This window comes from Peterkaempfera griseoplana, from assembly GCF_001418575.1.
Taxonomy (GTDB): domain Bacteria; phylum Actinomycetota; class Actinomycetes; order Streptomycetales; family Streptomycetaceae; genus Peterkaempfera; species Peterkaempfera griseoplana.
In genome coordinates this window covers 1-24,495 of the sequence record NZ_LIQR01000104.1, presented here as the reverse complement: position 1 = coordinate 24,495, position 24,495 = coordinate 1, and the positions used below count along the sequence as shown (strand labels likewise).

Here is a 24,495-nt window from a genome sequence, read left to right as displayed (position 1 = left end):
CGCCCGCCCTGTGTCAACCGGGCACCCGCCGCGCAACGGGATGAGGACTGCTGTCCGATTACCGTCCGCCCGCTGCGCCGGCGGCTTCGCGGAGAACAGGAGCGCGCGAGGGACCGCATGGCCCAGGAGGCCGGCAGCGCGCAGGGAAGTCCGCGGGAGTGTGCCGGAGCGGACGCGGTAGGCCCGTACCGGTGACATCTCCTGCCTCGCGCACCCGTTACGGCCGACACCGCTTGCGGCACCCGAACACATGACGTTGCGTGGGTTTCTGGGCGCCGCACTCAACCCCTGGCGGGGTGTCAGTGCGGCCCCCTTTCAGTTGCCACCGCGGAACCAGCACCATGGAGGAATCCGATGCGTCCCATATCCGCCCGCGCCGCCGGACTCGCCGCAGCAGTCGTCTGCGGCGCCGCGCTGCTCAGCCTCTCCCCGGCCCACGCCGCTCCGGGTCTTCACACCGCGGCCCCGGGGACCGCGCCGGAAGCCCACCGGGACCCGGTGATCACCGGAATCGTGACCATTCACCGGACGGCTCCTCTCCCCGACGTCGTCATCCAGGGGGCGAGCCTCAGCCGGAACCCGCTCGACAGCGGCGTCGCACTGAACACCGTCACCACCGTCGACAACGGCACCAACGTCCCCATCACCCTCTCCGCGGGGGCGGTCACCATCAACCCCGGCGGCAGCGCGACGGTCGGCCAGATCACGAGCGGCGACCTGTTCATCTCCGCTTCCGTGTTCGGCTCCCGTCCGGGCCCCTCCCCCTGGTGATACGCACGCCGTAGAAGGTCGGGGCCCGGCCCTTCAGGGCGCCTCCGTCCGCCCCCTCGCCGTCGTACCGCCCGACCCGTCCGGGTCGGCGCGGACGGCGGCCAGCGCCCGCCAGCGGGGCTGTTCCAGGACCAGGCATACGGCGGCGAGGAGGGTGACCGGCACCGCCAGCCAGGCCGGCCAGGCGGCCCAGGAGGCGATGACCGCGGCGGCGAGCTGGAGCAGCACCAGGGCGATGGTGACCAGGCCCGGCACGGCGACCATCACCTGCTTCTTGTCGCCCGGGGTGGCGAGGACGGTGGGCAGTCCGATCAGCAGGACCACGGAGGCGACGGCCAGCGGCACCGAGTGCGGGGCGAGGGCCCACGGCGTGGCGGTCCAGGCGGCGAGTTCGGTGAGGAAACGCAGGGCGGAGGCGGCTCGGCCGTCGGGTATGTCCACGAGCGGTCAGGATGCCAGAGCCCGGGGTTCGGCGTCGGTTGCCCGGGTGAGCCCCGCGGCGTCGTCGTAGCGGGCGAGGACCAGCCGGGCCAGGGCGGGGTGCGGGCCGAGGGGGGCCGCGGTGAGCCAGCGGCCGGCGGCGGCCGCCAGCCGGGCGAAGTCGCCCGGGGCGGTGAAGTAGCCGGAGACGGCGACCCGGCGGTGGCCGCGGGCGGTGAGGGCGGCGACGGCCTCGGCGACGGTGGGGGCCGCCGCCGCGACGTAGCCCGGGAGTACGGGGACGCCGAGGCGGGCGGACAGCAGCCGGGCCTGGGCCTCGGTGTCGGCCGCGGCGGCGGGGTCGCGGGAGCCGGCGGCGGCCAGCACCACGGCGTCGCCGCCCCTGGCGTCCCAGCCCGCTTCGGCGAGCCGGGTGTGGAGGACCTGGGTGAGCAGTGGATGCGGCCCGAGCGGGGCCGCGACGGCGGCGTCCAGGTGCGGGGCGGCGGCGAGGGCCCGGGGGATGTCCACCCTGACGTGGTACCCGCGCCCCAGCAGCAGAGGCACCAGTACCGCCCGGCCGGTGAGCCGGTCGAGGACGTCGGGCAGCAACGGGTCGTTGAGACCCAGGTGGGCGAGGTGCACGGGAAGGCCCGGCCGCAGTGCCCGCACCTGGTCGAGCAGCCGCTGGATCTCCGTACGCGCGGCCGGGTCGCGGGAGCCGTGGGCGACGGCGACCAGCGCCGGGGGCCGGGCGCCTTCGGCGGGGCAGGTGTGGCGCGCGGAGAGCCCGGTGGAGAACCGGGTGGCGATCTCGGACAGCAGTTCCGAGGCGCTGGAGTTCCACAGGGGCTGCGTCATGCGTTCAGCGTCCCCGGTGGGTGTTACCCCGTGGTTGCGCGGTGGTCAACAGCAGTTTCCCGTAGCTCACAGCCGGGGAACGGCCTGCTGAGAGGCCTCACAGCCGGGTGGGCGCGGCTCTGAGGGCGCCGTACCTGCGGTGTAACGCGGGGGTCGTGGCGGTGAAACAGCCCCGACGCAGACTGCACGGTATGGACGAAACCGCCGCATTGCCCGCGATCGACACCCACTGCCCCTACTGCTCCCTGCAGTGCGGGATGGGGCTGCGGCCGGTCACCGGGGCGGTACCGGTGGAGGTGGTGGAACGGCCGGGATTCCCGGTCAATCTGGGTGCCCTCTGCGGCAAGGGTGCCAGTGCGGCCGCCGTGCTGGCGCCGGGGGCCCGGCTGACCACGCCGCTGATGCGCCCGCACCGCGGGGCGCCGCTGGCCCCGGTGGGCTGGGAGGCAGCCCTGGACCGGATCGCCGTGGAGCTGTCGCGTACCGCGGAGCGGCACGGCAGGGACGCGGTGGGGGTGTTCGGCGGCGGCGGGCTGACCAATGAGAAGGCCTATCTGCTGGGGAAGTTCGCCCGGGTGGTGCTGCGGACCTCGGCGATCGACTACAACGGCCGGTTCTGCATGTCCTCGGCGGCGGCGGCGCACAGCAGGGCCTTCGGTCTGGACCGGGGGATGCCGTTCCCACTGGAGGACATACCGCGGACCGGCTGTGTGATCCTGGTCGGCGGCAACCCGGCGGAGACCATGCCGCCCTTTGTGCGCTATCTGCGGGAGCTGCGGGAGAACGGCGGCACGCTGGTGGTGGTGGACCCGCGCCGCACCCGCACCGCGGAGCTGGCCGATCTGCATCTGGCGCCGCGTCCCGGTACCGATCTGGCGCTGGCGCTGGGTCTGCTGCACCTGGTGGTCGCGGAGGGCCGCACCGACGAGGAGTTCATCGCGGAGCGCACCACGGGGTGGCCCGAGGCCCGGGCGGCGGCGATGGCGCACTGGCCGGAGCTGGTGGAGTCGATCACCGGGGTGCCGGTCCCCGGGCTCCGCGAGACGGTGCGGCTGTTCTGCGACGCGCCGGCCTCGATGGTGCTGACCGCTCGCGGGCCGGAGCAGCAGGCCAAGGGGACCGACACGGTGAGCGCCTGGATCAACCTCTGCCTGGCGACCGGGCGGGCCGGCCGGCCGTACTCCGGGTACGGCTGCCTGACCGGCCAGGGCAACGGGCAGGGCGGCCGCGAGCACGGGCAGAAGGCCGACCAGCTGCCGGGGTACCGGAGGATCGACGACCCTGCCGCCCGGCGTCATGTCGCCGCGGTGTGGGGTGTGGACCCGCAGTCGCTGCCCGGGCCCGGCCGCAGCGCCTACGAGCTGCTGGAGTCGCTGGGCCGGGAGGTCCGGGCGCTGCTGCTGTGCGGTTCCAACCCGGTGGTGTCGGCGCCGCGTGCCGGGCATGTCGCGGAGCGGTTCGCGGCGCTGGACTTCCTGGCGGTCAGCGATGTGGTGCTGTCGGAGACGGCCGCGACGGCCGATGTGGTGCTGCCGGTGACCCAGTGGGCGGAGGAGACCGGCACCATGACCAGTCTGGAGGGCCGGGTGATCCTGCGCCGCAGGGCGGTGGCGCCACCGCCCGGGGTCCGCAGCGACCTGGAGGTGCTGCATGCGCTGGCGGCGCGGCTGGGGCACGGCGAGGGGTTCCCGGTGGAGCCGGAGAAGGCCTTCGACGAGCTGCGGCGGGCGTCGGCGGGCGGCCCCGCGGACTACGCCGGGATCTCCTACGAGCGGATCGCGGCCGAGGACGGCGTCTTCTGGCCATGTCCGTCGGCCGGGCATCCGGGGACGCCGCGGCTGTTCCTGGACCGCTTCGCCACCCCGGACGGCCGGGCCCGCTTCGTCCCGGTGCAGCACCGGCCGGCCGCGGAGGAGCCCGACCGGGAGTACCCGCTGCGGCTGACCACCGGGCGGGTGCTGTCGCAGTACCAGTCGGGCGCCCAGACCCGCCGGGTGGACGCGCTCAACTCGGCGGCGCCGGGACCATATGTGGAGCTGCATCCGCGACTGGCGGAGCGGCTGGGGGTGGCGGAGGGGGCGGAGGTCGCGGTGGTGAGCCGCCGTGGGCGGGCGGTCGCCCCGGCGCGGGTCACCGACGCCATCCGCCCGGACACGGTCTTCATGCCCTTCCACTGGGCCGGTGCGGGCCGCGCCAACACGGTCACCAACCCGGCGCTGGACCCCGTCTCCCGGATGCCGGAGTTCAAGGTCTGCGCGGTGCGGCTGGAGCCGGTGGTGCGGGCGCCCGCACCGTGAGGCCGCCCACCGCGGCCGATACGACGGATCGTCAGTTCATGCGTGGGAAAGGCGAATCGACGCGATCCGCGCGGGTCGCCGTCCGCCCTGCGGACAGCCCGGCGGAGCCCGCCCGCACTGGAGCAGGATCAGGGCCGTCGGGCTGCTTCTCCGCGACAAGGACTGACGATGACCACTGTCCCCAGCTCGGGCACCGGTGAGCTCACCGGGGCGCTCAATGCCTCCCGGATCGCCGAGGTGGCCGAGCGCCACGGCACCCCGGTGTGGGTGTACGACGCCGAGCGGATCCGCTCCCAGATCGCCCGGCTGCGCCGGTTCGACGTGATCCGCTTCGCCCAGAAGGCCTGCTCCAACATCCATGTGCTGCGGCTGATGCGGGAGGAGGGGGTGCTGGTCGACGCGGTGTCGGAGGGCGAGCTGGAGCGGGCGCTTGCCGCCGGCTTCACCCCGGGCGGCCCGGAGCAGCCGGTGGTCTTCACCGCCGACGTCCTGGGCCGGTCCACGCTGCGCCGCGTGGTGGAGCTGGGCGTCCCGGTCAACGCGGGCTCCCCGCAGATGCTGGAGCAGGTGGGCAGGGCCGCACCGGGCCACCCGGTGTGGATCCGGATCAACCCCGGCTTCGGCCACGGCCACAGCCGCAAGACCAACACCGGCGGCGAGCACAGCAAGCACGGCATCTGGCACGAGCACCTGGCCGAGAGCCTGGAGCTGGTGGACCGCCACCGGCTGGACCTGGTGGGCCTGCACATGCACATCGGCTCCGGGGCCGACTACGGGCACCTGGAGCAGGTCTGCGAGACCATGGTCAAGCAGGTCAGGCTGACCGGCCGGGATGTGCGCGCGATCTCGGCGGGCGGCGGCCTCTCGGTGCCGTACGCGCCCGGCGACCCCGAGCTGGACACCGACCGGTACTTCCGGCTGTGGGACGCCGCCCGGCAGGAGCTGGTGTCCGAACTCGGCCACCCGGTGCGGCTGGAGATCGAGCCGGGCCGCTTCCTGGTCGCCGGCTCGGGGGTGCTGGCGGCCGAGGTGCAGGCCCGCAAGCCGATGGGCGGCAACCACTTCGTGCTGGTGGACGCCGGCTTCAACGACCTGATGCGGCCGGCCATGTACGGCAGCAGCCACCAGGTGTCGGTGCTGTCGCCGGGCGGCGAGGTGCGCGACACGGCCGTGCTGGACACCGTGCTGGCGGGACCGCTGTGCGAGTCCGGGGACGTGTTCACCCAGACGCCCGGCGGTGAGGTGCAGCCGGTGCCGCTGCCCTGGGCGGAGATCGGTGACCTGCTGGTCTTCCATGACGCCGGGGCGTACGGCGCCAGTATGTCCTCCAACTACAACTCCCGGCCGCTGGTCCCCGAGGTGCTGCTGGACGGCGCAGAGACCCGGCTGATCCGCCGCCGGCAGACCGTCCGGGAGCTGCTGTCACTGGAGACCGACCTGCCGGGCTGAGCCTGCGGCCGGGGAATCCCGGTGCGGTGGCGAAAGGCCCTCTGGGAGGATGTGTGCCGGCTCACGGCCTCAACCCCCCGAACCCCCTCCCGTACATCGCACTTCAGGAGTCTCCCGACCATGGCGCTGCCGCAGGGACCTCTGGACCACCGCTACCGCGGCGAGCACCCCGTCCGCACCCTCGTCTACCTGCTGCACGAGGACCGCGGCCGGCTGGCGCTCGCCGCGCTGGCGTTCCTGGTCAAGCACAGCCCCACCTGGCTCACCCCGCTGATCACCGCCGAGGTGATCGACGTGGTGGTGCAGCACCGGCCGATCACCGGCCTCTGGTTCGGCGCCGGGCTGCTGCTGGTGATGCTGGTGCTCAACTACCCCTTCCAGCTGCTCTACATCCGCTGCTGGTACGGCAGCGCCCGGCGGATGGGCAACCGGATGCGTTCCGCGCTCTGCCACCGTATGCAGCAGCTGTCCATCGGCTACCACTCCAGGGTCAGCGCGGGGGTGCTGCAGACCAAGGTGATCCGTGATGTGGAGAGCGTGGAGCAGGCCTTCCAGCAGACCGGTGACCTGGGCCTGTCCGCGGTGGCCACGCTCGCCGGGGCGCTGGTGGTGATCGGTGTGCGCACCCCCGCCTTCCTGCCGGTCTTCCTGGTGGTCGTCCCGGCGGCGTCGGCGCTGGTGATGTGGCTGCGCGGGCGGCTGCGGGCGTACAACGAGTCCTTCCGCCAGGAGGTCGAGCAGCTCTCCTCGCGGGTGAGCGAGATGACCACGCTGATCCCCATCACCCGGGCGCACGGGCTGGAGCACACCGCGCTGCGCCGGGTGGACGGGACGCTGCGGCAGGTGCTGACGGCGGGGCTGCGGCTGGACCGTCTCAACGGGCAGTTCGGGGCGCTGGCCTGGATCATGCTCAATGCGCTGGGGGTGGGCTGCCTGGCGGGCTCCGCGCTGGCGGCGTACTACGGCTGGCTGGCCGTCACCCCCGGCGACGTGGTGATGCTCAGCGCCTACTTCTCCTCGCTGACCGCCGCGGTCACCACCCTGATGGGGCTCACCCCGGTGATCAGCAAGGGCCTGGAGTCGGTGCGGTCCGCCGGCGAGGTGCTGGAGGCCCCCGACCTGGAGCTGAACGCGGGCAAGGCCGAGGTGGCCGCGGTCCGCGGGCGGGTGGACTTCCAGGGCGTGGGCTACGCCTACGGGGAGGCCGATCGGCACTCGATCCGGGACTTCACCCTCTCGGTGCGCCCCGGGGAGACCATCGCCCTGGTGGGTCCCTCGGGCGCCGGCAAGTCCACCGCGCTCAACCTGGTGATCGGCTTCCTGCGCCCCACCGAGGGCCGGATCCTGCTGGACGGCGCGGACATGGAGACGCTGGACCTGCGCAGCTACCGGCGGTTCCTGTCGGTGGTGCCGCAGGAGTCCATCCTCTTCGAGGGCACCATCCGGGCCAACGTCGGCTACGGCATGCCGGACGTCCCCGAGGAGCGGGTGCGTGCCGCGCTGCGCGACGCCAACGCCATGGAGTTCATCGACCGGCTGCCGGACGGCCTGGACACCGTGGTCGGGGAGCGCGGCGCCCGGCTGTCGGGCGGCCAGAAGCAGCGGCTGGCCATCGCCCGGGCGCTGATCCGCGACCCGCGGATCCTGGTGCTGGACGAGGCCACCTCGGCGCTGGACACCCACTCCGAGGCACTGGTCCAGCAGGCACTGGCCAGGCTGGTGAACGGCCGGACGGTCTTCGTGGTGGCCCACCGGCTCTCCACCATCCGCGGCGCCGACCGCATCGTGGTGCTGGACGACGGCCGGATCGCCGAGGTCGGCACCCATGAGGAGCTGCTGCGCCGGGGCGGGGCGTACGCACGGCTGCAGTCGGCCCAGGGGGCCCGCACCGCCTGAGGCGTCAGCCGTCGATGACCAGCTCCACCTGGGCCAGGTCGCCGGGGGGCATGGTGACGGTCGCGTGGACCGGGCGCGGACTGCTCCTCAGCGATCCCCACCAGGTGGTGACCTGTCCGCTGTCGACGGGTCCGCAGGAGAGTCCGCCCAGGTATCCGTTGTCCAGGCGCGGGTCCTCGGTGAGGCCGTAGTCCTCCAGCGCCTCGTCCACGGCGGCGGCCGGCATCCGGAAGGAGACCTCCAGCACGGGCTTGCCGGAGTCGGCCGCAGTGGTCAGGTAGTGCACATCGCGTGCGCCCTCGGGCAGATGCAGCCCCAGCTGGACCTCCAGCGGCTCCAGCGGCTGCACACTTCCCGGACAGGCCCTGGAGTCGGTCTCGGGGAACTCGGGCGCGGCGAAGAGCAGGTAGTACAGCGCCGCGAAACCCGCGGCCACCAGGGCGAGGGGCACCCCGATCACCAGCAGCGGCCCCAGCCAGCGGTTGCCGCCGGCCGCCGGATCGGGCTCCTCCTCGACCGGCGGCGTGATGTCGACGAGGCTGTCGTGGTCCTGCGGGGCGTCGTCCACCCCGTCGGCCGCTCCCATGGCGGTCCCCTCGCTCTGTGGGCCGGATCGTGGTCCGGGCTGATGCTATCGACCGGCGCCACTTCACACCGCCCGACGCTCACAGGTGAGCCCTCCGGACGCTGAGGTCACCGTTCCGCAGCCGAAACAGCAGCGAACCTGACGGGAAACACCCACGTCGGAAGCTCTTTTCATGACCACCGACCCGAGCCTGCGCAACGAGCGCCGCCACGGCACACCCCGCCGGGTGGTCGTGGTCGGCGGCGGCATGGCCGGGCACCGGCTGGCGCAGCAGCTGGCCGGCGTACCGGGCGGCGCGCACCAGGTGACCGTACTGGGCGAGGAGCCGCACCCCGGCTACAACCGGGTGCTGCTCGCCGACGTACTGGCGGGGCGCTACGCCCCCGAGGTGGTGGCGCTGCCGCCGGTGCCGCAGGGCCCGGTGGTGCGGCGGGGAGTGCGGGTGGTCAGGATCGACCGGGCGGAGCGCACCGTGCTGTGCGACGACGGCTCGGCCGTCCGCTACGACCATCTGGTGCTGGCCACCGGCAGCAACCCGGTGCTTCCCCCGCTGCGCGGCCTCTTCGACGACACCGCGGACCCACGGTCGGGCCGGGGGCAGCACGAGCTGCCCGAGGGCGTCTTCGCCTTCCGCACCCTCGACGACTGCGCGGGCATCGACGCCCTGCTGCGGGACGCGGGCGCCAGTGCGGCCAGGGCGGTGGTGGTCGGCGGCGGGCTGCTCGGGGTCTCGGCGGCGCGGGCGCTGGCCGCACGCGGCGTGCAGACAGTGATCGTGCACCAGGGCGAGTCCCTGATGGAGCGTCACCTCGACCAGGAGGCCTCGGCGCTGCTCCGCGGGCACCTGACCGAGCTGGGCGTGGAGGTGCACACCGAGTGCCGCGCCCGCGCGGTGCTGACCCGCAACCGCCGTACGACCGCCGTGGAACTGGCCGACGGCTACCGGCTGGAGGCCGATCTGCTGGTGCTCGCCTGCGGGGTCCGCCCCCGCGTCGGCCTGGCCCAGGCCGCGGGCCTTCCGGTCCGCCGGGGCGTCCTGGTCGACGACCGGCTGACCACCTCCGACCCGCGCGTCCACGCCGTCGGGGACTGCGCCGAGCACCGCGGCACGGTGTACGGCCTGGCGGGACCGGCCCGTGAGCAGGCCGACCTGCTGGCCGTACTGCTCTCCGACCCCGCGTCCGCCGCCCGGTACCGCGGCAGCCGGCTGCTGACCCGGCTCACCCTGCCCGGCGCCAGCAGCTTCGACCTGGCCGCCTTCGGCGAGACCGAGCCGGCCGGCCCCGCCGACCGGGTGCTGCGACTGGCCGACCCCACCCGCGGCGCCTACCGCAAGGTCGTGGTGCGCCGCGACGAGCAGGGCGGCGACCGGCTGGTCGGCGGCATCCTGCTCGGCGACCTGACGACGGTGGGCGCGATGGCCCACGCCTGGGAGGGCGACGAGCCGCTGCCCGCCCACCCGCTGCATCTGATCACCACGCACGGAACCACCCACAGCACCATCCACGGAGGGACCGCCTGATGACCGACAGCACCGAGAAGCCCACCGTCCTCCTGGTCGGGTACGGCATGGTCGGCCACCGCTTCCTGGAGGCCCTGGCCGAGAACGGCGCCGCAGCACGGCTGCGGGTGGTCGTGCTCGCCGAGGAGCCGCGTGCCGCCTACGACCGGGTCCAGCTGACCTCGTACTTCTCCGGCCGTACCCCGGAGGACCTGCTGATGGGTGAGGCCGGCTTCGCCGAGCGGCACGGCTACGAGGTCCACCTCGGCGACCCGGCGGTGGCCGTGGACCGCGCCGCACGCACCGTGACGGCCCGCTCCGGACGGGAGTTCCGCTACGACACCCTGGTGCTGGCCACCGGCTCGTACCCCTTCGTGCCGCCCGTGGAGGGCAGGGACGCCCAGGGCTGCTTCGTCTACCGCACCATCGAGGACCTGCTGGCCATCGAGGAGTACGCCAAGGGCGCCCGGGTGGGCGCGGTGGTCGGCGGCGGCCTGCTGGGGCTGGAGGCCGCGGGCGCCCTCAAGGGCCTCGGGCTGGAGACGCACGTCGTGGAGTTCGCCCCGCGGCTGATGCCGGTCCAGGTGGACGACGGCGGCGGCGAGGCGCTGCGGCGCACCATCGAGGAGATGGGCGTGGTGGTGCACACCGGGGTCGGCACCAAGGCGGTCGCGGTGGACGCCTCGGGCGCCGCCGCGGGGATGTCCTTCACCGACGGGTCCGAACTCGCCGTCGACATGGTGGTCTTCTCCGCCGGCGTCCGCCCCCGCGACCAGCTGGCCCGCGACTGCGGCCTGGAGGTCGGCGAGCGCGGCGGCATCCGGGTGGACGAGAACTGCCGCACCGTCACCGACGAGCGGGTCTTCGCCATCGGCGAGTGCGCCCTGGCCAGCGACGGCCGGGTCTACGGCCTGGTGGCGCCGGGCTACGAGATGGCGCAGGCGGTCGCCGACCGGCTGGCGGGCGGGGAGCGGACCTTCACCGGCGCCGACCTGTCCACCAAGCTCAAGCTGCTGGGTGTGGACGTCGCCAGCTTCGGCGACGCCTTCGCCGCCACCGAGGGCGCCCTGGAGGTCGTGTACTCCGACTCCCGCTCCGGGGTCTACAAGAAGCTGGTGGTCACCGCGGAGGGGGCGCTGCTCGGCGGCATCCTGGTCGGTGACGCCGACGCCTACATGTCGCTGCGTCCGCTGGCGGGCACCGGGAACCCGCTGCCCGCGCCGCCGGAGGCGCTGGTGCTGCCGGCCGGACTGGGCGGCCCGGTGTCGCTGGGCTCCTCGGCGCTGCCGGACGACGCGGTGGTCTGCAACTGCCACAACGTCACCAAGGGCACCGTCCGCGCCGCCGTCACCGAGCACAGCTGCACCACGGTGCCCGAGGTGAAGAAGTGCACCAAGGCGGGTACCGGCTGCGGCTCCTGCGTCAAGCTGCTGGGCACCATCGTCAACGAGGAGCTGGAGGCGTCCGGCGTCGCCGTCGACAAGGGCCTCTGCCCCTGCTTCGCCCACACCCGCGCCGAGCTGTACGAGATCGTCCGGGTCGCCGGGGTCGCCAGCCACGCCCAGCTGCTGGAGGGCTACGGCCGCGAGGAGGCCCGCAACGGCGAGGGCTGCGAGGTCTGCAAGCCCACCGTCGGCTCCATCATCGCCAGCCTGGCCCCGGAGCTGGACGCCTCGGTGCACATCCTGGACGGCGAGCAGGCGGCACTGCAGGACACCAACGACCACTTCCTGGCCAATCTGCAGAAGAACGGGTCCTACTCGGTCGTCCCGCGCATCCCCGGCGGGGAGATCACCCCGGAGAAGCTGATCGTGATCGGCGAGGTCGCCCGCGACTTCGGCCTCTACACCAAGATCACCGGTGGGCAGCGGATCGACCTCTTCGGCGCCCGGGTGGACCAGCTGCCGCAGATCTGGGCGCGGCTGGTGGACGCCGGCTTCGAGTCGGGCCACGCCTACGGCAAGTCGCTACGCACCGTGAAGTCCTGTGTGGGCTCGACCTGGTGCCGCTACGGGGTGCAGGACTCGGTGCGGATGGCGATCCAGCTGGAGCTGCGCTACCGGGGGCTGCGCTCCCCGCACAAGCTGAAGTCGGCGGTCTCCGGGTGCGCCCGCGAGTGCGCCGAGGCCCGCGGCAAGGACTTCGGGGTGATCGCCACCGCGGGCGGCTGGAACCTCTACGTCGGCGGCAACGGCGGCGCCGACCCCCGCCACGCCGACCTGCTGGCGCAGGACCTGGACGACGAGGGCCTGATCCGGCTGATCGACCGGTTCCTGATGTTCTACATCCGCACCGCCGACCGGCTGGAGCGCACCTCCGCCTGGCTGGAGCGGATCGAGGGCGGCCTGGACCACGTCCGGAAGGTCGTGGTGGAGGACTCGCTCGGCATCTGCGACGAGCTGGAGGCCCTGATGGCCAACCACGTCGACAGGTACGAGGACGAGTGGGCCGCCACACTGGCCGACCCCGAGCGGCTGCGCCGCTTCGTCTCCTTCGTCAACGCACCCGAGGTGCCCGACCCCACGGTGAAGTTCGTCCCGGAGCGGGAGCAGGTCAAGCCCGACCTGGAGCTCCTCTTCTCCGAGCAGGACCTGCTGCGCTCGCTCGACCCCGACAACACCCCCCTTCTGGAGGTCCGCTCATGATGACCGCTCCCACCGTCGCCGCGACCGCGACCGCCGCCGCTCCCACCGCCCGGGTGGAGCTGCTGATCGACGGGGCCTGGGTGCCCGTCTGCGACCTCTCCCACCTGACCCCCGGCCGCGGCGTCGCGGTGCTGCTCCCCGACGGCAGCCAGGCCGCCGTCTTCCGGGACCGCCACGACCGGGTGTACGCGATCGCCAACCGGGACCCCTTCACCGGCGCCCAGGTGCTCTCCCGGGGCCTGCTGGGCACGGTCGGCGACCGCCCGTACGTGGCCTCGCCGCTGCTGAAGCAGCGCTTCGACCTGACGGGCGGGGAGTGCCTGGACGACGAGCGGGTCCGCATCCCCGTCCACACCGCCAGGGTCCGCCCCTGACCGCGGCCGCCACGGAACCCCGCCGGCCGGCTCCTCCGCCTGTCGCCCTGATCGCGGAGGCCCGGCCGGCGGCCCTGTGCCCGGCCGGAGCGGGCACAGGGCCGCGGTCGCCTGCAGCGGCACCGGCGGGACTCCTCGCGCCGCCGCCGGTGGCGACCTGCCTGTCAGTCGACGGTGCCCAAGGGCCCGACGAGGGCCTGCGGCTGCTTGGTGACGCGGGCGATGGTGCGGACCTGGGCGGCCGCGGCGCAGTCCGAGGGCGGACAAGCCTGGTCGCACCGTCGGGCGCCCGCCGGGGTGAGGTGCGGCCCTGATCGCCCGGAACTCACCGGAATTCCGTCTGAGAGGCCACCACCGCGGCCCGCCGACCGGCGAGTTCGACCTCCAGCGCTGCCGTCTCGGCCTCGTCGGCGACGACCGCCGCCTCGTGGGCCCCCCGCGTCTCCACGAGCGCCACCCGCAGGTGCGTCGGCGGGTGCGTGCTGTCCACCGAGCCCATCCGCAGCGCCGACACCCGCAGTCGTCGCAGACGTTCGGCCTCGGGCACGGAGTCCAGGTACGCACGCAGTTCCTGCCAGAACTCGGCATCCCGGGCCCGCCGGGATGCCTCACCCGCCGTGCGCCCCGCCTGCGGGGCGAGCCTCTTCCGGTGGAAGAAGGCCTCCACGCTCTCCCCGAGCAGCATGGACTCCAGCAGGGTCCGCGTCGCGCTCGCCGAGGCGACCCGCACGGCCAGCAGATCCGCCAGGTACTCGGCCCGCTGCCCGGTGCGCAGGGTGCAGCGGTGAAGGATCAGCAGCACCGCCTCGACGGACTTGTGCACCACCAGCATCACCGCGTTGGCGACCCAGCCCGCGATCAGCATGACGAGCCCGGGCCCCGCTGTGGCACCGCCGTCCGGACGGGTCAGCCGATACCACTCGACAAGCGCCCTGACCGCCGAGCCGAGCCACAGCCCCCGGCGGCTGTCACCGTTGACGGCGTGCCCGAACTCGTGTGCCAGCAGGGCAATGCGCTCCTGGGGGGCGAGTATCTCCCACAGCGGCAGACCCAGGGTCAGGACACGGCGCCGCCGCAGCCCCACCCTTCCGTAGGACGCGTTGAACTCCCCGGTGGCGCGGATCAGGTGCACGGGCGGGGCGCCCGACGCCGAGGCGACCCGGTCCGCGAGACCGTACAGAGCCGGTGCCTCCGCGCGGGTCAGCGACCACTCGTCCCGGCGTCGGACCCGGCCGAGCCGCGGACGGAGCAGCGCGGCGAGCGCCAGCCCCGGCACGCCGAGCACCCTGAGGAACATCGACCCTGTCACCAGCCACCACAGGGACACCCCGGTCACCACGACGGTGGACAGATGGACCAGTGCGGCGATGCCCATCGCTGCGAACCACGCCCGGCCGCGCACCGGACGCAGACTCGCCGCCTCGGCGGCCTTCACAGCCTCCGTGTACATCTGCTCGGCGACGGCCCGCTCGGCGCTCCGCCGCCGGGCCGTGCGGCGGCCGGTCCGCCCCTGGGGGACCGTGTCGGCGGCGGACTCCGCCAGCGGGTCCACGTTCCACTCGCACGCGGGACACCAGACCACGAAACGGCGGTCGTCGGCGAGCGGAGCCGAGCAGGTGGGGCACGGCGCACCAGGCGCGGCGACAGCAGACGGAGTCATGGCGGTGATCATGCCGCAGGTGCGGCGCCCGCGGTCAAGATCACGGCACCGCCGTCGTCGAGCTCCGCCGGTGCGCTCGGACGGCGCCTGTCAGGAACTGCCCCGCAGCACCCGCAGGACGGCGTCGGCCATGCCTCGCTCACCGCGCGCGTTGGGGTGGACCGGGGCGGCCTCGGCGGCCGGGATCAGCGGTTCGATCCAGCGCACGGAGGGGGCCGTGCAGGCGTCATGGCCCCGGGAGGGGGTCCAGGTGTCGACGAAGCGGGCGCCCGCAGCCTCCGCCCGGCGCCGCAGCTCGTCGTTGAGCTGCTGCTCACGGGAGCGCAGGAAGGCGACGTCGCCGGGCGCCAGGCCCAGCAGCCCCGTGCAGGCCGAGCCGTCGCCCGCGGCGGGGACCAGCGCTGGGTAGCCGACCACCAGCACCTGGGCGTGCGGCGCCCGCAGCCGGATCTGCTCCACGGCGTCCCCCAGCCGGCGGCCCGCCAGCGCCACCCGCTGCCGCAGCTCGTCGCGGCCGGCCGAGGTGTAGGAGTCCTCGCAGGGGGCGTCGCCCGGCGTGGCGCCGGCGCCGGCGCTGCCGCTCATGCCGAGGCTGTGCAGCATGCCCTGCTGGACGCAGCGGGTGAGGACCTGGATGAAGCCCACGTCGTTGCCGCCGATACCGAGGGTCACCAGCCGGGTGCGCGCCGACAGGGCGTCCAGCTGGGCCGGGTTGGTGCCGTCCGAGGTGGTCTGGGGCGCGGTCAGGTCGTCGATGGTGGCGCCGCTGCAGCTGACGTCGCGGAAGTCGGCCCCGGGAAGGCCGAGCGCCGCGGCGACCAGCGACGGGTAGTTGCGGCTGGAACGGGCGCAGCCGACGGGGGTGCCGTACTGCCGGGGGATCTGCGGCGCGGAGGTGTAGGAGTCGCCGAGCGCCACATAGGGTCCGGCCGCCCGGCTGCCGCCGCCCGTCGGGGCGGCGCGCGGCGCCGCGCCGGTGGGCGCGGCGGCGGACGCCGACGCGGACGCCGGGGGCGCCGGGGCGGCCCGGCCGCCCGTGGAGCAGCCGGCGCCGAGCAGCAGGGCGGCGGCCGCGGCCAGGGTCGCGAGGGCGGTGCGCGGGTCCTTTGTCGTCATGGGTCTCCCCGGGGTGGGCTCGGGCCGGACGACGGCCCGTCCCCCGAACCGTACGAGCAGGCAACGCGCCGCGCCCGCCGGGGGACTCCCGGCGGGCGCGACGGACGGGTGCGGGCGGGCGTCAGTCGGCGCCGCGCTCCTGCTCGGCCAGGAACTCCTCGAAGCGCCGGCCCAGCTCGTCGGCGGACGGCAGGTCGGTCTGCTCGGCGAGCAGGCTCTCCCGGGTCTCGGCCCCGGCGACGGCGTCGTACTGGCTCTCCAGACCGCGGATGGCGGTGGGCAGCTCGCTGTCGCCCTGGGCCAGCTGCTCGTCGATGTCCGAGCGGACCTCGGTGACCCGCTCGCGCAGCTCGGTGCCGGGCAGCACCAGACCGGTGGCGGACTGGACGGCCTCCAGCACCGCCACGGCCGCGGCCGGATAGGCCGACCGGGCGACATAGTGCGGGACGTGGACCGCGAAGCCGAGCACATCGTGGCCGGCCTCGGAGAGCCGGTACTCCAGCAGGCCCTGGGCGCTGCCGGGGACCTCGGCGCTCTCGAACCAGCTGGGGTGCGCGGTGACCAGGTCCATCCGGTTGCCGTGCGGGGTCAGCCCCACCGGACGGGTGTGCGGTACGCCCATGGGGATGCCGTGGAAGTCCACCGCGAGGCGCACCCCGAAGCGGACCACCAGACTGCGCACCGCGGCGGCGAAGCGCTCCCACTCGACGTCCGGCTCGGGCCCGCTGAGCAGCAGGAAGGGGGCGCCGGCGGCATCGTGCAGCAGCTGCAGCAGGATCTCGGGGGCCTCGTACTCCGACCAGTGGTCGCGCTCGAAGGTCATCGGGGGACGGCGGGCCCGGTAGTCCACCAGGCGGTCGTGGTCGAAGCGCGCCACGACCATGGGGTCGCCCTGCTCCCGCAGGTGCTCGACCACCTGGGCACCGGTCTCCCCGGCGTCCATGAAGCCCGCGAAGTGGTAGAGCAGCACCAGGCCGGGCGAGGTGGCCGCCGTGGCGGCCACCGCCTCCACACCCTCCCGCTCCAGGTCGTACAGAGCCTCCGGATCACGCACCGCGCACCCAATTCCTTCCATCCCGGACGGGCGCCCGGAGCGCTCAGCGCACGGGTACCCCCTCGCCGTCTGTCAGCGTCCGGGCGGGCCACGGCATTCCCGCTCCTGGCCGCCGACCGGACACCCTCCGAAATTCTGGCAAAGCCGCTGGCCAGAGTGGTGTCCACCCCCTGGGTCAGCGGCCGGGGGCGCACCGTGGGAGCCGGTGCGCCGCTGTCGGCGCGCCGTGGGATGACGTGCGGCCCGCAGCCGGGTATCGTCCTCTCGCTGCCCGGCATCGCACTGCCGAAGGCAGCCACCTCTCTCGCAACCTTGCCTTCATCTGGCCGCCTGCTTCCTTTCGCGCACTCGTTCCCGCCCCGGCCATCCTGCGGACGCACACTGTCCCCCCGCGCTCCTTCGCCGCCCCGGTCCCCAGGCCCGGTAACGGTCCACGGATCCCGTGCGGCGGGGCGGTCGTCCACACCTTCCTCCTGGCCGGACCGCGGACAGGAGCACCCTCTCGCTGAAGGACCGAAGGCCCGTGCCCCACCCCCTCACCCTCACCGGCCGCATGGTGCGGCTGGAGCCGCTGACCGAGCAGCACGCCCCGGCCCTGGCCGCCGCCGCGGCCGAGGATCGCACGGCCTATGCCTTCACCCCTGTTCCGCAGGGGGCGGCGGCGGCCCGCGCGTACGTCGAGTCCGCACTCGCCGACCAGGCGGCAGGCCGTTCCCTGCCCTTCGCCACCGTCCGCGCCTCGGACGGACTGGTCGTGGGGTCCACCCGCTTCTCCGAACTGGACTACTGGCAGGGCCCGGTCATCTGGCCGCCGGCCCCGCGCGGTCCGCTCGGCGACCCGTCCGCCGCGGTGCCGGACGCCGCCGAGATCGGCGGCACCTGGCTGTCCGCCCATGCCCAGGGCACCGGCATCAACACCGAGGCCAAGCTGCTGATGCTGCGGTACGCCTTCGAGGTCTGGGGGGTGCGCCGGATCTCCATGCGGGCCGACGCCCGCAATCTGCGCTCCCGGGCCGCGATCGAACGGCTGGGCGCGGTCTGCGAGGGGGTCCGCCGGGCGCACACCCGAGGACTGGACGGCCTGGTCAGGGGCACCGCCTTCTACTCGATCCTGGACGAGGAGTGGCCCGCGGTGCGGGACATCATCGAGCTGCGGATCGCGGCGGCACAGGCGCCCAGCGCCCCCGACCACCCCAGGCCGCTGATCTCCGCCTGACCGGCAGGGGCGCGGCGGGGACTCCGGGCGGTCCCGGGGTACCCCGCCGCGGCCCGGCCGGGCGCATGACGCCCGGTCAGTCCTCGGCCGGGGCCGGGTACGGGGCCGACGCTGTCCGCCGCCGGGCGACCTCCTTGACGTCCTCGGGCAGCTGCCCGGCCGCGAGCAGGCCCGGCAGCAGCTCCGGTTCGGCGGTCAGCGCCCGGAAGCACCGCTCGACGGTGACGCCGTGGCCGGGCCGGTACTCGACCTCCACCGGGTCGCCGGCCCGGATCTCGCCGGGCTCGACCACCCGCAGGTAGGCGCCGGGCAGTGCCCGTGCGGTGAAGCGGCGCAGCCAGCCCTTCTCGTCCAGCCAGTGGGAGAAGGTGCTGCAGGGGATCCGCGGCACGGCGACCTCCAGCAGCACCTGGCCGCCGATCCGCCACCGCTCGCCGATCATGGCCCCGTCCACGTCCAGGCCCCGGGTGGTGAGGTTCTCGCCGAAGGAGCCGCCGGGCAGTTCCCTGCCGAGCTCCTCCTGCCAGCTGTCCAGGGCCTCCCGCGCATAGGCGTAGACCGCCTGGTCGTCGCCGCCGTGGTTGCGGGTGTCGTAGATCGCGTCGCCCACCAGCCCGCTGTGCAGTCCGGTGTGCTTGGGCCCGGGCGCCCGGACCTGGACCGGGTGGTCGACCGGTCGCTTGTCGATGCCGGTCGTACCGATCCTGGGCTTGGCCGGGTTGGGCCGTGGCCGGGCCAGGTTCACCGAGATCAGATATGCCATGGCGGCAGGCTAGGGCCTGGGCCGCCCCCGGCTCAGCCGGATTTCGCGCCGGGTGCGACCATCGGAGCCATGGCGCACGACAAGGGCTATCTCCTGGACAACCGGCAGGCCGAGGCCGGGGAACGCTTCGACGCACTGGCGGAGCTCTTCGACGCCTCGACCTTCCGGCATCTGGCCGACCTGGGGATCGGGCCCGGCTGGCGCTGCTGGGAGGTGGGCGCGGGCGGCCCGTCGGTGGTGCGGTGGCTGGCCGGGCAGGTCGGCCCGGACGGCAGGGTGCTGGCGACCGACATCGATGTGTCCTGGACCCGGGAGGCCGTCGGCCCGGCGGTGGAGGTGCGGCGGCACGACGTGGCCGTGGACGATCCCCCGCAGGAGCAGTTCGACCTGGTGCACGCCCGGCTGGTGCTGGTCCATGTGGCCGACCGGGAGCGCGCGCTGCGCGCCATGGTGGAGTCCCTGCGGCCCGGTGGCGTCCTGCTGCTGGAGGACGCCGACCCGGCCATGCAGCCCCTGATCTGCCCCGACGAGTACGGGCCCGAGCAGCAGCTGGCCAACCGGCTGCGCCACGGCTTCCGCAGGCTGCTGGCCGAGCGGGGCGCCGACCTCGCCTACGGGCGGCGGCTGCCCCGGCTGCTGCGCGAGGCGGGGCTGGTGGAGGTGGCCGCGGACGCGTACTTCCCGATCGCCTCGGCCGCGGGCGACCTCCTGGAGGCGGCGACGGTACGGCAGGTGCGGGCCCGGCTGGTGGCGGCGGGGCTGGCCACCGACGAGGAGATCGACCGGCATCTGGCGAGCGTGGAGGCGGGCCGGCTGGACCTGGCCACCTCGCCCATGGTCTCCGCCTGGGGGCGCCGCCCCTGAGCCGCTCCGGCCGGCGGTCCGCAGGTCCGCAGGTCCGCGTGTTCGCAGGCGCAGGCGCAGGGGTCGCGGGACCCGCTCATGGCGACGGGGGCAGGCCCAGGTAGTCGGCCAGCTCCTCGACGGCGTGCTCGAAGAAGGGCCCTGACGGGTCGGCGGAGCCGACCAGATGGCCGAAGAGTTCAAAGCTGACCATGCCGAAGAGCTGGGTCCAGGCGATCAGGGCGCGGGCGATCGCGGCCGCGTCCAGCTCAGGGGCGATCTGCGAGGCCAGACCGGTGAGCTGCTCCGCCAGTTCGCCGGCGGGGATCCGGCCGGGGGGACGCTCGGCCGGCGGTGCGCCGCGCACCACGGCGACCAGCACCAGGGCGACCCTGGCGGCGGGCTCGACCGTGTCCTGGGGTGCCTGGTAGCCGGGCACGGGGGTGCCGTAGACCAGGGCGTACTCATGGGGGTGCGCGCGCGCCCAGTCCCGTACGGCGTTGCAGAGCGCCCGCCAGCGGGCCCTGCTGTCGGCGCGGGGGGCGGCGGCGACCGCGGACTCGGCGCACTCCCCCACCGCCTCGTAGGCGTCGATGATCAGCGCGGTCAGCAGGTCGTCGCGGCTGGGGAAGTAGCGGTAGAGCGCCGAGGAGACCATGCCCAGCTCGCGGGCCACGGCGCGCAGCGAGAGCCGTTGGGCGCCCTCCGCGGCGAGCTGGCGGCGGGCCTCCTCCTTGATCTCCAGGGTCAGTTCCTCGCGGGCCCGCTGCCGGGCGGTTCGGATCGCAGCCATGAGGCCATTCTGCCATGGAAGGAATCACCGCACACAAACGAGAGCACTGCTCTTGACAGTCGTTCCACGACGGTGCGACAGTCAGGGCAGACGAAAACGAGAGCACTGCTCTCGCAATCCATCCGAGGAGCCCGCCATGTCCGACGCCACCGCCCCCGAGCCCACCCGCTACGTCAGGCCCGGCGGCCTCACCGACAAGGTCTTCAACCGCGTCGTGGCCGCCATGACCAAGGCCGGGCTGAGCCTCTGGGGCTCCCGGGTGCTGGCGGTGCGCGGACGCAAGAGCGGCGAGTGGCGCACCACCCCGGTCAACCTGCTCACCTACCAGGGCCAGCGCTACCTGGTCGCGCCGCGCGGCCACACCCAGTGGGTGCGCAACATCCGGGTCGCGGGCGGCGGAGAGCTGCGGATCGGGCGGCGCGCCGAGGAGTTCCGTGCGCAGGAGCTGGCCGACGGCGACAAGCCCGAGGTGCTGCGGGCCTACCTCAAGCGCTGGAAGTTCGAGGTCGGCATGTTCTTCGACGGCGTCGGCCCGGACGCCTCCGACGCGGAACTCCTCGGCATCGCCCCCGGCTACCCGGTCTTCCGCGTCCTGGCCCGCTGACCGGCCCGCGCCCGCCTGCGGCCACGCAACGGCACCCCGCCGCAGAGCGCCGGGTTCTGTTACGGAGCCGACGGGTGGCCGTGACAACTCCTACCGGTGGCCGAGATGCGCCGCTCCTAGCGTCAGCGGTGCCAGCCCCCGACCATCCGGGTCGAGGGCACACACCAGGGGATCGACACCATGGCTCCTCGTAAGGCCTCCCGTTCCGTTCTGCCGCTGGCGGTGGCCGCCTTCGCCGCCACCGGCGTCCTGCTCGCCCCGGCTGCCTCCGCCTCGGACTCCCCCAGCCCCGCCCCCTCCGGGCGCACCTCGGGCGGCGCCGAGCCCTCGCCCGTCCCCAGCGCCGGGCAGGGCGCCGCCACCGCCGCACCCTCGCCGGTCCCCGCCCGGGACGGCTCCGGCCGCGGCCAGGTCCGCACCGTGCCCCGGGGCGCCGCCCAGGCCGGTGAGGGCGACTCCGGCCCCTCCACCACGATGATGGTCGGCGGGGCGGGGATCGCCGCCGCGGGCGCCGCCGCCCTCGGCTTCGCCGTTCTGCGCCGCCGTACCGGTGCGCAGGGCTGAGCAACGCCGGCACCGCCGCGGCCGGCGCCCCTCGTGGGTGCCGGCCCTGGCGGCCGGCCTGCTGCTCCTGGGGCTGGGCGCCGGGCTGATCGACCGGGCCACGGAGCAGCCGACGGTACGGATCGCCGCCGGCACCTCCGCTCCTGGAGGCGGCGCGGCCGTACCGGCGCACAGCAGCAGCCCGCCCCGCCACGGCAGCAGGCCGTTCAGCCTGGCCGCCTCCCGGCCGACCCGGCTGAGCATCCCCGCGGCCGGGGTGGACGCCCCCGTCCGGGACCTGGGCCTCAACCCGGACGGCACCCTGGAGGTCCCGGCCGCGGACCACGCCGACCAGGTCGGCTGGTACCGCAACGGCCCCACCCCCGGCGAGGTGGGACCGGCCGTGCTGGTCGGGCACTACGACACCGTGCACGGCCCCGCGGTCTTCCAGCGGCTGCCCTCGCTCCGGCCGGGCGACCGCATCAGCGTCCGCCGCGCGGACGGGACCACCGCGGACTTCCGGGTCAGCCGGCTGGTGCAGTACCCCAAGACCGGCTTCCCGACCGACCTGGTCTACGGCGACACCAAGGGCCCCGAGCTGAGGCTGATCACCTGCGGCGGAACCCTGGGGGCGGGGGGCCACTGGACGGACAACATCATCGTCTTCGCCGACCTGGTCGCCCCCCGGTCCTGAACCGGACGCCGTTCAGGCAGGCTTGGATCTGCGGACGGGGCCCGGCGCACCGCGGAGGCACCCCCATCGACAGGTCCGCACAGGACATGTCCGGGTACGAAAGGTGACACCACGGTGAGGACACACGCCCGCACGGCCTGGCGGCGGATCACGGCGGCGGCGACCCTCGCGGTGGCCTGCACGCTGGCCGCCGCCGGCTGCGGCGCCCCCGGGGGGCTGCACGACGACGGCCGCACCCGCGCGGTCGCCTCGCACCCCACCCCGCTGGCGCTCTGGCCGGAGACCGCGACCCCGGCCGCGCCCACCGCCACCGCTCCGGTGCGCCAGGCCGCGCCCCAGCCGGTCCCGGGCGTCACCGTCCCGTCCGGTGACATCCGCGCCGTGTCCGCGGTCAACGTCCTGGACCGGGACCCGGCCCTGGAGCGGGACGAGCGAGCGGCCCTCAAGGGCTGCCCGACCTGCGACGTACGCCCGGCGCGGTACCGCGACCTGACCGGCGACGGCCGCCCCGAACTGATCACCTCCCTGGTCACCCGGGGCGACCGGGCCTCGCTGCACGTCTACGCCCTGCGCGGGGAGAAGGTCGTGCCGGTCCTCGACCTCCTGCCGCTCTCCCCGCACTTCACCGCGGACACCGTGGGCGCGGACCTGGTGGTGCAGGAGCCGACCACCGCGTCCCTGGAGACCAGCAGCCGCTACCGCTGGGACGGCACCCGGCTCGCCTTCACCACCCGTCAGATCAAGGCCACCGGCCCCGGCTCCAGCATCGACGCCCTGGCCTGCGCCCCGACGCCCACCGACCTGCCCACCTCCGCGCCCACACCCGTCCCCGGGCCCCTGTCCGACGGCACGGGGAGCGGCCCCGGGGACCGCGGAAGAGGCACGGTCGGCGGAGGCCAGGTGCCGTCCGCCTCCCCGTCCGGGGCCTCCCTCACCCGGCCGGTGACCCGGTGACCGCCGCCCTGCCGGGTCAGCCCCGCATCCTGCTGGTCGAGGACGACGAGGTGATCCGCGAGGCCACCCGGATGGCGCTGGAGCGCTACGGGTTCCCCGTCACCACGGCCGGCGACGGGCTGGAGGGCCTGGAGCGCTTCCGTGCCGACCGTCCCGACGTCCTGCTGCTGGATGTGATGCTGCCGCTGCTGGACGGGGTGGGCCTGTGCCGGCGGATCCGCGAGGAGAGCCAGCTGCCCATCCTGATGATGTCCGCCCGCACCGAGCCCGTCGATGTGGTCTCCGGCCTGGAGGCCGGCGCCGACGACTACATCGTCAAGCCCTTCGAGAGCGCCGTGCTGGTGGCCCGGATCCGTACCGTGCTGCGCCGCACCCGCGCCGTCCCGGAGGCCGCGCCGCCACCGGAGGCCCCGGCCCCGGAGGTGGAGGAGCCGCAGCCGGACGGCCCGCAGCCGCGCCCCGTGCGGCTGATCGCCGGGCTGGAGGTGGACACCGAGGGCATGGAGGTCAAGGCGGACGGACGGCGGGTGCCGCTCACCCCCACCGAGTTCCGGCTGCTGCTGGAGTTCACCGCCGCACCGGGTGTGGTGCTGGAGCGCCAGACGCTGCTGGAACGCGTCTGGGACTACGGCTGGGGCGCCGACAGCCGGGTGGTGGACGTCCATGTGCAGCGGCTGCGGGCGAAGATCGGCTCCGACCGGATCGAGACCATCCGCGGCTTCGGCTACAAGCTGAGGCGTCCCCGGTGACGCTCCGCCGCCAGATCGCCGCCACCGTCGCGGCCATCTCCTGCCTGGTCGCGCTCTCCGTGGGACTGCTGGTCCATCAGGCCTCGGTGCGCCAGCACACCGACCAGGCCCGCAAGACCGCCGAGACCGCCCTGGACACCCTGCTGGACCTCTACGACCGCACCGGCGACCTGACCGGCGGCCTCAACAGCGCCCAGGACGCCCCCGACCTGCCGGCCTCGCTGCGCGACCTCGCCCGGCGGGGCCACCGCGGTTCGATGCTCGGCCCCGGTCCGCACGGCACCGCGATGTGGGCGGCGGCCGGCACGGGCGGCAGGGTGCTCTCCGTACGGGTGGACTACGCCGAGGACGAACAGGCCATCGCCGCTCTGGACCGGGCCATCCTGGTCTCGGTCGCCGCGGCGGTCTTCGTCACCGTGCTCGCCGGCATCCTGGTCGCCGACCGGATCAGCAGCCGGCTGCGCACCGCCGCGCGCAGCGCCCGCACCATCGCCTCCGGGGACTTCACCGCCCGCATCGGACCGCTGGGGCGCACCCGCGACGAGGTCACCGAACTGGCCGCCGCGGTCGACTCCATGTCGGCGGCGCTCCAGCGGCGGCTGCGCAGTGAGCAGCGGTTCACCGCGGACGTCGCCCATGAGCTGCGCACTCCGCTGACCGGCCTGGTGACCGCTGCCGAACTGCTGCCGCCCGGGCGGCCCACGCA

Annotated in this window: 23 protein-coding genes; 15 read left to right on the top strand and 8 right to left on the bottom strand. The window is 74.5% G+C overall.

All coding sequences use genetic code 11. From position 1 onward, the window contains the following. Positions 1–354 precede the first annotated feature (354 nt). On the top strand, positions 355–771 hold the full coding sequence (locus AOK09_RS08645) for a hypothetical protein (protein ID WP_055586533.1): 417 nt from the start codon (positions 355–357) through the stop codon (positions 769–771). A 33-nt stretch (positions 772–804) separates the two neighbouring features. On the opposite strand, the gene AOK09_RS08640 is transcribed toward AOK09_RS08645, so the two are convergent. Together AOK09_RS08640 and AOK09_RS08635 are read right to left on the bottom strand one after the other, a co-directional pair. Continuing rightward, on the bottom strand, positions 805–1,212 hold the full coding sequence (locus tag AOK09_RS08640; protein ID WP_055586532.1) for a hypothetical protein: 408 nt from the start codon (positions 1,210–1,212) through the stop codon (positions 805–807). A gap of 6 nt (positions 1,213–1,218) precedes the next feature. After that, the gene (locus tag AOK09_RS08635; RefSeq protein ID WP_055586531.1) at positions 1,219–2,052 is read right to left on the bottom strand and encodes a sirohydrochlorin chelatase; all 834 of its coding nucleotides are present in this window, start codon (positions 2,050–2,052) and stop codon (positions 1,219–1,221) included. A gap of 191 nt (positions 2,053–2,243) precedes the next feature. Here AOK09_RS08635 and AOK09_RS08630 point away from each other — a divergent pair, with 191 nt between their 5' ends. The 3 genes from AOK09_RS08630 (at position 2,244) to AOK09_RS08620 (ending at position 7,694) form a co-directional block, all read left to right on the top strand. Next, positions 2,244–4,349 carry a molybdopterin oxidoreductase family protein gene (locus AOK09_RS08630; protein ID WP_055586530.1) on the top strand — a complete coding sequence of 702 codons (2,106 nt, stop codon included), beginning with the start codon at positions 2,244–2,246 and terminating at the stop codon, positions 4,347–4,349. Between the two features lie 168 nt (positions 4,350–4,517). Beyond that, positions 4,518–5,798, top strand: coding sequence for a diaminopimelate decarboxylase (gene lysA, locus AOK09_RS08625; RefSeq protein WP_055586529.1), 1,281 nt, complete (start codon positions 4,518–4,520; stop codon positions 5,796–5,798). A 120-nt stretch (positions 5,799–5,918) separates the two neighbouring features. Then, entirely contained in the window at positions 5,919–7,694 is a 1,776-nt protein-coding gene (locus AOK09_RS08620; protein ID WP_055586528.1) for an ABC transporter ATP-binding protein, read from the top strand. A gap of 4 nt (positions 7,695–7,698) precedes the next feature. Here the strand turns inward: AOK09_RS08620 and AOK09_RS08615 are convergent, their stop codons facing one another. Continuing rightward, positions 7,699–8,280, bottom strand: coding sequence for a hypothetical protein (locus AOK09_RS08615; protein ID WP_055586527.1), 582 nt, complete (start codon positions 8,278–8,280; stop codon positions 7,699–7,701). Positions 8,281–8,452: 172 nt separating this feature from the next. Between AOK09_RS08615 and AOK09_RS08610 the strand changes: the two genes are divergently transcribed. From AOK09_RS08610 to nirD, 3 genes are read left to right on the top strand one after another with little or no spacing between them, the layout of a single operon-like run. Beyond that, positions 8,453–9,802 carry an NAD(P)/FAD-dependent oxidoreductase gene (locus tag AOK09_RS08610; RefSeq protein WP_055586526.1) on the top strand — a complete coding sequence of 450 codons (1,350 nt, stop codon included), beginning with the start codon at positions 8,453–8,455 and terminating at the stop codon, positions 9,800–9,802. Further along, positions 9,802–12,426, top strand: coding sequence for a nitrite reductase large subunit NirB (gene nirB, locus AOK09_RS08605; protein WP_055586525.1), 2,625 nt, complete (start codon positions 9,802–9,804; stop codon positions 12,424–12,426). Before AOK09_RS08610 ends, nirB begins: the two co-directional genes overlap by 1 nt. Beyond that, on the top strand, positions 12,426–12,800 hold the full coding sequence (gene nirD, locus AOK09_RS08600) for a nitrite reductase small subunit NirD (RefSeq protein ID WP_055586524.1): 375 nt from the start codon (positions 12,426–12,428) through the stop codon (positions 12,798–12,800). Before nirB ends, nirD begins: the two co-directional genes overlap by 1 nt. Positions 12,801–13,125: 325 nt before the next feature. Here nirD and AOK09_RS08595 read toward each other — a convergent pair whose 3' ends face one another. The 3 genes from AOK09_RS08595 to AOK09_RS08585 form a co-directional block, all read right to left on the bottom strand. Beyond that, positions 13,126–14,460 carry a M48 family metallopeptidase gene (locus tag AOK09_RS08595; protein WP_063795892.1) on the bottom strand — a complete coding sequence of 445 codons (1,335 nt, stop codon included), beginning with the start codon at positions 14,458–14,460 and terminating at the stop codon, positions 13,126–13,128. A 90-nt stretch (positions 14,461–14,550) separates the two neighbouring features. Continuing rightward, complete coding sequence (locus AOK09_RS08590; protein ID WP_055586522.1) at positions 14,551–15,576, bottom strand: SGNH/GDSL hydrolase family protein; 1,026 nt, start codon at positions 15,574–15,576, stop codon at positions 14,551–14,553. Positions 15,577–15,697: 121 nt separating this feature from the next. After that, the gene (locus AOK09_RS08585; RefSeq protein WP_055586521.1) at positions 15,698–16,630 is read right to left on the bottom strand and encodes a PAC2 family protein; all 933 of its coding nucleotides are present in this window, start codon (positions 16,628–16,630) and stop codon (positions 15,698–15,700) included. A 523-nt stretch (positions 16,631–17,153) separates the two neighbouring features. Between AOK09_RS08585 and AOK09_RS08580 the strand changes: the two genes are divergently transcribed. Continuing rightward, positions 17,154–17,846: a GNAT family N-acetyltransferase gene (locus AOK09_RS08580; protein ID WP_055586520.1), complete on the top strand. Its 693-nt coding sequence runs from the start codon at positions 17,154–17,156 to the stop codon at positions 17,844–17,846. 76 nt (positions 17,847–17,922) lie between these two features. On the opposite strand, the gene AOK09_RS08575 is transcribed toward AOK09_RS08580, so the two are convergent. Further along, positions 17,923–18,609 (bottom strand): MOSC domain-containing protein, encoded by a 687-nt coding sequence (locus tag AOK09_RS08575; protein WP_055586519.1) that lies wholly within the window; start codon positions 18,607–18,609, stop codon positions 17,923–17,925. Between the two features lie 69 nt (positions 18,610–18,678). Between AOK09_RS08575 and AOK09_RS08570 the strand changes: the two genes are divergently transcribed. Then, a complete protein-coding gene (locus AOK09_RS08570; RefSeq protein WP_055586518.1) occupies positions 18,679–19,473 on the top strand; it encodes a methyltransferase in 795 nt (264 codons plus the stop codon). A gap of 76 nt (positions 19,474–19,549) precedes the next feature. On the opposite strand, the gene AOK09_RS08565 is transcribed toward AOK09_RS08570, so the two are convergent. Then, complete coding sequence (locus tag AOK09_RS08565; RefSeq protein ID WP_055586517.1) at positions 19,550–20,245, bottom strand: TetR/AcrR family transcriptional regulator; 696 nt, start codon at positions 20,243–20,245, stop codon at positions 19,550–19,552. A gap of 136 nt (positions 20,246–20,381) precedes the next feature. Here AOK09_RS08565 and AOK09_RS08560 point away from each other — a divergent pair, with 136 nt between their 5' ends. From AOK09_RS08560 to AOK09_RS08535, 6 genes are all read left to right on the top strand, one after another. After that, positions 20,382–20,849, top strand: a complete 468-nt coding sequence (locus AOK09_RS08560) for a nitroreductase family deazaflavin-dependent oxidoreductase (RefSeq protein WP_055586516.1) — start codon at positions 20,382–20,384, stop codon at positions 20,847–20,849. Between the two features lie 180 nt (positions 20,850–21,029). Next, positions 21,030–21,413 carry a hypothetical protein gene (locus AOK09_RS08555; RefSeq protein ID WP_055586515.1) on the top strand — a complete coding sequence of 128 codons (384 nt, stop codon included), beginning with the start codon at positions 21,030–21,032 and terminating at the stop codon, positions 21,411–21,413. Positions 21,414–21,450: 37 nt separating this feature from the next. Next, positions 21,451–22,086 (top strand): class F sortase, encoded by a 636-nt coding sequence (locus AOK09_RS08550; protein WP_107101274.1) that lies wholly within the window; start codon positions 21,451–21,453, stop codon positions 22,084–22,086. Positions 22,087–22,200: 114 nt separating this feature from the next. Further along, on the top strand, positions 22,201–23,040 hold the full coding sequence (locus AOK09_RS08545) for a hypothetical protein (protein WP_055586513.1): 840 nt from the start codon (positions 22,201–22,203) through the stop codon (positions 23,038–23,040). 71 nt (positions 23,041–23,111) lie between these two features. After that, a complete protein-coding gene (locus AOK09_RS08540) occupies positions 23,112–23,789 on the top strand; it encodes a response regulator (protein ID WP_245687188.1) in 678 nt (225 codons plus the stop codon). After that, positions 23,786–24,495: HAMP domain-containing protein (locus AOK09_RS08535; RefSeq protein WP_157875837.1), on the top strand; the 710-nt coding region annotated here is incomplete at its 3' end. The genes AOK09_RS08540 and AOK09_RS08535, both read left to right, overlap by 4 nt.